Below are 8,808 nucleotides of genomic sequence, written 5' to 3'. Positions count from 1 at the left end.
CTGTAATTTCTTCAAAGGAACCTCATCCATCCGGCATTCACAGCCGGGCGGACGGGGTATCAACTAATCTGGCGTTGATTTTTGGCACGCTGTTGAGTTCTCAAGGAACGGACGCTTCCTTTGTACTCACCCTCTCGGGCTTTCCTCCGGGCTTCCCTTCGTTCTTGCGTTTCCGACTCTATCAGATCTTTTTCTGATCCGATTTCCTCGGTGCTTTCCAGTTCTTCGCTCTCCGCTTTCGCTTCGGGCGCTTCCCTTTCGGCGTTTCCGACTCTATCAGAAGTTCCGGGCCGGTCTGACCGGCCGTTCATTTTCCGAATTCATCGGGGGGTGTCTCACCTTGGAATCGAAGTTCCTGGAGACGTTGTAGATACTAACTTACTGCCGACCGGATCAGATCCAGTTCCAGGCAACCGTTCGAATCTACCGCCGCGCAGGACCCGTGTCAACGGTTCTTGCGGCGGCGAAGAGGAGACTAACAGCTCGGCAAGCCTGTTTGCACATCAGGCGGCCATAGGGAGACGAGCGCTGCGTTCGGCGGCCTCCACGTCACCGGTCTCGCCGGCTCGGACCGCGCGTCCACCGAGGGTCCAGACGTACCCGAGGAAGATCAGCTCGGCGGCGACACCGATGGTGATGCGGGCCCAGGTGGGCAGGCCGGAGGGGGTGACGAAGCCTTCGACGGCGCCGGAGACGAAGAGGACCAGGGCCAGACCGATCGCCATGCCCACGGCGGCGCGGCCCTCTTCGGCGAGGGCGTCGCGGCGGGTGCGTGGGCCGGGGTCGATGACGGTCCAGCCGAGGCGCAGTCCCGTACCGGCCGCGACGAACACCGCGGTCAGTTCGAGGAGGCCGTGCGGGAGGACCAGACCGAGGAACGTGTCGAGGCGGCCCGCGGAAGACATGAGGCCGAAGCCAACGCCGAGGTTGAGCATGTTCGCGAAGAGGATCCAGAGCACCGGGAGGCCCAGGAAGACGCCCAGGACCAGGCACATCGCGGCGGCCTGGGCGTTGTTCGTCCACACCTGGGCGGCGAAGGAGGCCGCCGGGTGGCTTGAGTAGTACGTCTCGTACTCGCCGCCGGGGCGGGTGAGTTCGCGCAGTTGGGTGGGGGCGACGATGCTCGACCGGACGTCCGGGTGGGTGCCTATCCACCAACCCAGGAGGACCGACACCGCCGTCGAGATCAGTGCCGTCGGGACCCACCAGTGGCGGGAGCGGTAGACGGCTGCCGGGAAGCCCTGGGTGAGGAAGCGGGTGACGTCTTTCCAGGAGGCTCGGCGGGTGCCTGTGACGGTGCTCCGCGCGCGGGCGACGAGTTGGCTGAGCCGACCGGTCAGCTGGGGGTCCGGGGCGCTGGACTGGATCAGGGAGAGGTGGGTGGCCGTGCGCTGGTAGAGGGCGACGAGTTCGTCGGCTTCGGCTCCGGTGAGCCTGCGGCGGCGCAGGAGGTCGTCGAGACGGTCCCACTCCGCGCGGTGGGCGGAGACGAAGACGTCGAGGTCCATCGGTGTGTGTGCTCCTCGTCAGCTTGTCGTACTGGGGCGCGAAGTACGTTCAGCTTGGCAGACTTGCAGTTCACCGGGCAGACCAGGGAAGGGGCGCGAGCGTGAGCGAGCTGGTGACGGGTGAGGCCGTGGCGTTGGAGCTACGGCCCGCGAAACTGCCCAGCAGGGCCCTGGCCGTCCTTCTGGACCTCGTCGTGGCCGTGGTGCTCTACATCGTCGTGTCCGTCGTGCTGATCGCGGCGACGGCCTCTTTGGACGATGCCGCGCAGACGGCGCTGTCGATCGCCTCGTTCCTGTTGGTGCTGGTGGGGGTGCCGATCGCGGTGGAGACGCTGAGCCATGGGCGGTCGCTCGGGAAGCTGGCGTTCGGGTTGCGGGTGGTGCGGGACGACGGGGGGCCGATCCGGTTCCGGCACGCGCTGGTGCGCGGGGCGATCGGGGTGGTGGAGATTCTGCTGACGGGTGGGACGGTCGCCGTGATCGCTTCGCTGGTGTCCGCGCGCGGGCGGCGGCTGGGGGACGTGTTCGCGGGGACGCTGGTGGTGCGGGAGCGGGTGCCTGTCGCGCGGGCGGGCTATCTGGCGCCTCCGCCGCCCGCTCTGGCGGGACGTTTCGCCGAGCTGGATCTGTCCGCCGTGCCGGACACTCTGTGGCTGGCGATACGGCAATACCTGGCGCGCGCGCACCAGTTGGACCCGCAGGTCGGCTGGGGCATGGCGGAGCGCCTCGCGAACGACCTGGTGGCGCGCACGGGTGCGCCCGCGCCTGAGGGGGTGGCGCCGGGGACCTATCTGGCGGCGGTGGCGCAGGAGCGGCAGGCGCGGGAGGCCCGCCGGGCGTTCCAGAGCGGGGCGGGTGCTTCGCCGTACGTGGTGCCTGGTTCCACGTACGGGGCACCCGGGGCCGTTTCTCCCGCGGCGCCGGTGGTTCAGCCCTACCAAGCGCCGCAGCCGCCTACCGAGCGGCCGTCGACCGGGTTCGCGCCGCCCGCCTGACGCTGTTCCCCGACGCCCGTCTCAGGCGAACGTCGACGGCGGGGAGGCGAGGTCCTCCAGTTCGATGCCGGGGGCTGCCAGGACGACGTCGCCGGCGAGGTGGACGGTGTGCTGTTCGCCGGTGTCCAGGGCTGTGACCTGGTATTCGTCCACGGTCAGGGGGCCGTTGTCAGTGGCGTGTGTTTCGCTGTTCACCAAGGCCCAGGACTGGTCGGTCGTGCGGGGTGCCAGGACCGGGTCGGTGAAGGTGACGAGGCGGATCCGGGTCGCGGAAGGGGCGGGCGTGAGGCGTAGCAGGCGGGCGGTGGCGACGAGGAAGGCCGGGGAGGTGCCGGTGAAGGCGTGGGCGGGGGCGTTGCCTTCGGTGGCGTGTTCTCCGGTGGGGTCGGTGCGGACCCAGGTGACGCCGTCGAGGGCGGCGGCGCGGATCTGCCAGCCGCCCGCGTGGAGTTCGAGGCGGATGGGGCGGCCGAGTTCGTCGAGCGCGAGGTCCACGGAGCCGTTGTGGTCGCCGGCGGGGGTGGTCCGCTGGGCGACGTAGCGCCAGCCGGAGGGGCCGGGGGCGCACTGGAAGTGCTCCTCGCCGAGGGGAGTGTGGTCGTGCGGGTCGTGGAGCGAGTACCGGCCGCGGGGCATGGGGGTCCTGGGTCGTGGCAGAGCTGGTCGGGGCGTCGGGGGGCGGTCCGGCCGGAAGAAAGGGGCAGGCCCCCGGCACGGGGGTGCGGGGGCCTGCCTCTGAAGTACCGCCGGTCTCAGTGCGGGTCGGGGACCCGGCGCCGGTCAGTAGCGGTAGTGGTCCGGCTTGTACGGGCCCTCGACCTCGACGCCGATGTACGACGCCTGCTCGGGGCGGAGGGTCGTCAGCTTGACGCCGAGGGCGTCGAGGTGGAGGCGGGCGACCTTCTCGTCGAGGTGCTTGGGCAGCGTGTAGACGCCGACCGGGTACTCCTCCTGCTTGGCGAACAGCTCGATCTGGGCCAGGGTCTGGTCCGCGAAGGAGTTGGACATCACGAAGGACGGGTGGCCGGTGGCGTTGCCCAGGTTCAGCAGGCGGCCCTCGGAGAGGACGATGAGGACCTTGCCGTCGGCGAACTTCCAGGTGTGGACCTGGGGCTTGACCTCGTCCTTGACGATGCCGGGGATCTTGGCGAGGCCGGCCATGTCGATCTCGTTGTCGAAGTGGCCGATGTTCCCGACGATGGCCTGGTGCTTCATCTTGGCCATGTCAGCGGCCATGATGATGTCCTTGTTGCCGGTCGTGGTGATGAAGATGTCGGCCTTGTCGACGACCTCGTCGAGGGTCGTGACCTGGTAGCCGTCCATCGCGGCCTGGAGGGCGCAGATGGGGTCGATCTCGGTGACGATGACGCGGGCGCCCTGGCCGCGCAGGGACTCGGCGCAGCCCTTGCCGACGTCGCCGTAGCCGCAGACGACGGCGGTCTTGCCGCCGATGAGGACGTCGGTGGCGCGGTTGATGCCGTCGATCAGGGAGTGGCGGCAGCCGTACTTGTTGTCGAACTTCGACTTGGTGACGGCGTCGTTGACGTTGATCGCCGGGAAGAGGAGGACGCCGTCGCGCTGCATCTCGTACAGGCGGTGGACGCCGGTGGTGGTCTCCTCGGTGACGCCGCGGATCTCGGAGGCGAGCTGGGTCCACTTCTGGGAGCCGTCGGAGATCGTGCGGTGCAGGAGTTCGAGGATGACGCGGTGCTCGTCGTTCTCGGCGGTGTCGACGGAGGGGACCTTGCCGTCCTTCTCGTACTCGACGCCCTTGTGGACGAGGAGGGTGGCGTCACCGCCGTCGTCGAGGATCATGTTCGGGCCGCCGGTGGGGCTGTTCGCCCAGGTCAGGGCCTGCTCGGTGCACCACCAGTACTCCTCCAGGGTCTCGCCCTTCCAGGCGAAGACCGGGACGCCCTGGGGGTTGTCGACGGTGCCGTTCGGGCCGACGGCGATGGCCGCGGCGGCGTGGTCCTGGGTGGAGAAGATGTTGCAGGAGGCCCAGCGGACCTCGGCGCCGAGGGCGACGAGCGTCTCGATGAGGACGGCGGTCTGCACGGTCATGTGCAGGGAGCCGGTGACGCGGGCGCCGGCGAGGGGCTGGGTCTCGGCGTACTCCTTGCGGATCGCCATCAGGCCCGGCATCTCGTGCTCGGCGAGGGTGATCTCCTTGCGGCCGAAGTCGGCCAGGGAGAGGTCGGCGACCTTGAAGTCCTGAGTCATGGAACTGCTGCTCCTCGGAGTCGGGGCGAGGTGGACACGGCTGGTCTGCGCGGCGGCGCACGACTGGCACCCCGGGACATCTGGACATCCCGAGGGGACACGGGCAGGCCCGCGTACGCGCAGCGCAGTCCGTCGGAGGCCCTCTCTCCCTCGGACGGTCCTGCACGGACCGCCCGACCGCCATCAGCAGCGACGTCTGGCTCGTCCCCCAAGCTACACCGGCCGCCCGGGGCGGCCCAGCCCGCCTCCGACCGGATCCAGCCGATCCCGAGGGGCGTACGGGGGTGGCGACGAACCGGGGCCCACCGCTTCACCTGGGGTGTTGTGGGTGGGGACGGGGTGGGGGGGCCGCACTGGAAAAGATCGCGGGGAGGGTCCGGACGACGAAACGCTGTGCCGTGAGGGGGGTGAGCGCGGGTTCCGTGAGGGCTGGGGTGTGGTCGGGTGCGGGTGTGATGGGTGGCTGGGGTGGGTGGGGTTGTCGCTCACCCGCGCTTGCGGGGTGCCGCTGCGCCCACCCGTGCCGCCCCATGGGGGTACCTCCCAGGCCCTTAGGGCACTGGGGGAGGCACGACTGCCCGCAGCTCGGGCGGAGGAGGAGACGCGCCTGCGGGCGGGTGGGGCGCGGCACGACTACCCGCAGCTGGGTGGCAGGAGGAGACGGCGGCTGCGGGTGGGTGGGGCGCGGCGCGGCTGCCCGCAGCTGGGCGGAGGAAGGAGACGGCGGCTGCGGGTGAGTGGGGGTGAGGGGTGCGTGTACGGGGGCCTGCGGAGCGGACGGCACAACGGGGCGCCCGCTCAGGCAGGTTCACCGGGTTGGCGCCTTCCCGCCGGTACAGGGCGGCGTGACTCCCCGGCTCAATGGCCACCGGCAGAAGTTGAAGGGCCGCCTGGAGTTGCTTCTGTGTCGGCGCCCTTCTTGGCCTCCGACTCGCTGTAGATGTCCGGTTCGAGGTAGATCACGCGGGCGATCGGGACGGCTTCGCGGATGCGGGACTCGGCGGCGTTGATGGCGTCGGCGACCTCGGTGGCGGTGTCGTCGTGCTGGACGGCGATCTTGGCGGCGACGAGGAGTTCCTCGGGGCCGAGGTGGAGGGTGCGCATGTGGATGACACGGGTGACGGTGTCGCCGTCGACGATGGCGGACTCGATCTTCTTGACGTCGTCCAGGCCGGCGGCCTCGCCCAGGAGGAGGGACTTGGTCTCGGCGGCGAGGACGAGGGCGATGAGGACGAGGAGGATGCCGATGCAGAGGGTGCCGATGCCGTCCCAGACGCCGTCGCCGGTGGCGAGGGAGAGGCCGACGCCGCCGAGGGCGAGGATCAGGCCGACGAGGGCGCCGAAGTCCTCCAGGAGGACGACGGGCAGCTCAGGAGCCTTGGCGCGGCGGACGAACTCCTTCCAGGAGAGCGAGCCGCGCAGTTCGTTGGACTCCTTGATGGCCGTCCGGAAGGAGAAGCCCTCGGCGATGATCGCGAAGACGAGGACGCCCACCGGCCAGTACCAGTGCTCCAGTTCGTGCGGGTGCCTGATCTTCTCGTAGCCCTCGTAGACGGCGAACATGCCGCCGACGGAGAAGAGCACGATGGAGACGAGGAAGGCGTAGATGTACCGCTCGCGCCCGTACCCGAAGGGGTGCTGCGGGGTCGCCTCGCGCTGCGCCTTCTTGCCGCCGACGAGCAGCAGCGCCTGGTTCCCGGAGTCGGCGAGGGAGTGCACGCCCTCGGCGAGCATGGACGAGGAGCCGCTGAAGGCGAACGCCACGAACTTCGATACCGCGATCGCGAGGTTGGCGCCGAGTGCCGCCACGATCGCCTTGGTGCCGCCTGACGCGCTCATGTGCTCGCCCGATCCCTTCGTCTTCCGTCCAGCGCTTTGCCGGTCCTTTGCCGGTGGGCCATTGTTACAGCATCCCGGGGCCGCGACGCGGGAGTTGTCCACAGCCCCGGCATGATGATCGGACTACCTGAAGAGCCGCCCGAAGGCCTCCGCGCCTCAGACGACGACCGTCGCCCGGAACAGCGTCCCCACCCCGCTCACCTCGGCCTTCTCGCCCGCCGCGACGAACACCGACTGCCCGGGGGCGAGTTCGTGCTCGCCCGCGCGGACCGTCCCGGCCGTGCAGAGCAGGATCTGCGGGGCGGAGCGGGTGAGGTCGTGGACGGACGTGCCCTCGGGCAGGACGTACCGGGAGAGCCGGAACTCGTCGATCGGGGTGTCGTAGACCTCCTCGCCGTCCGGGGACGCCTCGGGGCGCAGGACGCCGGGGCCGGTCGCCTCGAAGCGGACGATCCGCAGGAGTTCGGGGACGTCGACGTGCTTGGGGGTCAGGCCGCAGCGCAGCACGTTGTCGGAGTTGGCCATGATCTCGACGCCCAGGCCGTTCAGGTACGCGTGCGGGATGCCGGCGCCGAGGAACAGCGCCTCGCCGGGCTGGAGGCGGACGTGGTTGAGGAGCATCGCGGCGATGACTCCGGGGTCGCCGGGGTAGTCGCGGGCGATCTCCGCGTACGGCGTGTAGGCGCCGCCGAGGCGCTCGCACGCGGCGGTGGCCTCCGCGACCGTCCGGGCGATCTCCGCGCGGTCGGCGGACAGGACGGCCGTCAGGACCTCGCGCAGGGCGGCGTCCTCGGGGTGCGCGTGCAGGAGGTCGACGTACGGCTTCAGGGAGTCGACGCCCAGGCCGTCCAGGAGGGCGGCGGCTTCGAGAGGGGCGCGGAAGCCGCACAGGCCGTCGAACTCGGTGAGCGCGCAGATGAGTTCGGGCTTGTGGTTGGCGTCCTTGTAGTTGCGGTGCGGGGCGTCGACGGGGATGCCGCGCGCCTCCTCGTCGGCGTAACCCTCCTTCGCCTGCCGGAGGTTCGGGTGGACCTGGAGGGAGAGGGGGGCGCCGGCGGCGAGGACCTTGAGGAGGAAGGGGAGACGGGGGCCGAACTTGGTGACGGCCGCGGCGCCGAGTTCCGCCGTCGGGTTCGCGTCGATGACCTCGACGAGGGTCCCGCGCGCGGTGCGGGAGGGGGCGCCGGGGTGAGCGCCGAGCCACATCTCCGCCTGGGGTTCGCCGGTGGGTTCGACGCCGAGGAGGTGCGGGATCGCGGTGCGGGAACCCCAGGCGTAGGGGCGGACGGTGTTGTCGAGGCGGTCCATTCGGCTCTCTCTTGCGTGTGGTTCAGGCAGGGCCGGGAACAGGATCAGGCCCCGGAGGCGAGGGCGAGGTAAACGGCGGCGAAATCCGTGATGGCGATCAGTTCGGCGAGGGTCTCCAGTTCGGTGCCCTCCTCGGGGTCGAGTTCGCTGATCGGCGTGTCGTGGCCGAGGGCCAGGTCACGGGCTGCGGGAGCGGCGCTGAGGCCGCCGCTGGGGCGGTCTCTGAGGAGCACTACGCGCGCGTGCAGCGCGGGCGGGTCGTCGACGCGGTCGCGGAAGAAATCGTCCGGGTCGGCGCCGGCTGCCAGGGGGCCCGCGAGGAGGGCGCTGTGGGCGGCGAGGGCTTCGGGGAGTTCCGCGACGAGGGCGGGGCGGCCGGCGAGTTCGGCGAGGGCGGCGGCGAAGCGGCGTCCCGCCGGGCCTGCGGAGACGCCTTCCGTCCAGATCACCGGGAGGGCGTCCGCGAGTTCGCCGGCCAGGGTCTTCGCCGGGTTGCCGTACGTCGCGACGGCGGGGCCGCAGCGTTCGGCGACGTGGTCGAGGCGGTCGGCGATCTTGTCCAGGGCCTCGGGTGGGGCGGTGAGCAGGCCGATGCGGTCCAGGAGGGCGAGGAGGGGGGTCAGGAGGGCCCACAGGACGCCGGGGGCCGAGGCGGTCAGAGGCTCTGCGTCGTGGTCGTACGCGGCCTTCGCCAGGGGGAGGAACAGGCTGTGCGAGGCGCCGGTGGCTTCCGCGAGGGGGGTGCGGGTGGGGGCGACCGCGACGACCGTGCAGCCGCGTCTGTACGCCTGTTCCGCGAGGAGGGTCAGGCCCGGTTCCGTGCCGTCCGGGGTGGCGATCAGGAGGAGGTCCACCGAGCCGGCCCAGCCGGGGAGGTCCCAGCGGAGGGCGCCGGCTGCGGGGGCGACGCCAGTGGGGGCGAGGCGGGTGACGGG

Annotated in this window: 8 protein-coding genes; 2 read left to right on the top strand and 6 right to left on the bottom strand. The window is 70.7% G+C overall.

The window, feature by feature from the left end:
- The coding region (locus ACVNF4_RS28125) for a hypothetical protein (RefSeq protein WP_461805687.1) at positions 1-197 on the top strand (197 nt) is incomplete at its 5' end.
- A 306-nt stretch (positions 198-503) separates the two neighbouring features.
- Here ACVNF4_RS28125 and ACVNF4_RS28120 read toward each other — a convergent pair.
- A complete protein-coding gene (locus ACVNF4_RS28120; RefSeq protein ID WP_461805686.1) occupies positions 504-1,508 on the bottom strand; it encodes a stage II sporulation protein M in 1,005 nt (334 codons plus the stop codon).
- 101 nt (positions 1,509-1,609) lie between these two features.
- Between ACVNF4_RS28120 and ACVNF4_RS28115 the strand changes: the two genes are divergently transcribed.
- Positions 1,610-2,503, top strand: a complete 894-nt coding sequence (locus tag ACVNF4_RS28115) for an RDD family protein (RefSeq protein WP_461805685.1) — start codon at positions 1,610-1,612, stop codon at positions 2,501-2,503.
- 21 nt (positions 2,504-2,524) lie between these two features.
- Here ACVNF4_RS28115 and ACVNF4_RS28110 read toward each other — a convergent pair whose 3' ends face one another.
- The 5 genes from ACVNF4_RS28110 to ACVNF4_RS28090 form a co-directional block, all read right to left on the bottom strand.
- Positions 2,525-3,139, bottom strand: a complete 615-nt coding sequence (locus tag ACVNF4_RS28110; protein ID WP_461805684.1) for a hypothetical protein — start codon at positions 3,137-3,139, stop codon at positions 2,525-2,527.
- A gap of 144 nt (positions 3,140-3,283) precedes the next feature.
- Positions 3,284-4,726 (bottom strand): adenosylhomocysteinase, encoded by a 1,443-nt coding sequence (gene ahcY, locus ACVNF4_RS28105; protein ID WP_461805683.1) that lies wholly within the window; start codon positions 4,724-4,726, stop codon positions 3,284-3,286.
- An 858-nt stretch (positions 4,727-5,584) separates the two neighbouring features.
- Complete coding sequence (locus tag ACVNF4_RS28100; RefSeq protein WP_461805682.1) at positions 5,585-6,565, bottom strand: cation diffusion facilitator family transporter; 981 nt, start codon at positions 6,563-6,565, stop codon at positions 5,585-5,587.
- A 156-nt stretch (positions 6,566-6,721) separates the two neighbouring features.
- Positions 6,722-7,873, bottom strand: a complete 1,152-nt coding sequence (gene manA / locus ACVNF4_RS28095) for a mannose-6-phosphate isomerase, class I (protein ID WP_461805681.1) — start codon at positions 7,871-7,873, stop codon at positions 6,722-6,724.
- Positions 7,874-7,917: 44 nt separating this feature from the next.
- A partial coding sequence (locus ACVNF4_RS28090; RefSeq protein WP_461805680.1) for an SIS domain-containing protein occupies positions 7,918-8,808 on the bottom strand: 891 nt, incomplete at its 5' end.

This window comes from Streptomyces sp. S6, from assembly GCF_054880855.1.
This window is presented reverse-complemented; position numbering and strand designations above follow the sequence as displayed.

What these genes read in the sequence shown, in the direction of transcription:
- ahcY (WP_461805683.1), bottom strand. Translation starts at nt 4,726, where the DNA reads ATGACTCAGGACTTCAAGGTCGCCGACCTCTCCCTGGCCGACTTCGGC.
- ACVNF4_RS28120 (WP_461805686.1), bottom strand. Translation starts at nt 1,508, where the DNA reads ATGGACCTCGACGTCTTCGTCTCCGCCCACCGCGCGGAGTGGGACCGT.
- ACVNF4_RS28100 (WP_461805682.1), bottom strand. Translation starts at nt 6,565, where the DNA reads ATGAGCGCGTCAGGCGGCACCAAGGCGATCGTGGCGGCACTCGGCGCC.
- ACVNF4_RS28110 (WP_461805684.1), bottom strand. Translation starts at nt 3,139, where the DNA reads ATGCCCCGCGGCCGGTACTCGCTCCACGACCCGCACGACCACACTCCC.
- manA (WP_461805681.1), bottom strand. Translation starts at nt 7,873, where the DNA reads ATGGACCGCCTCGACAACACCGTCCGCCCCTACGCCTGGGGTTCCCGC.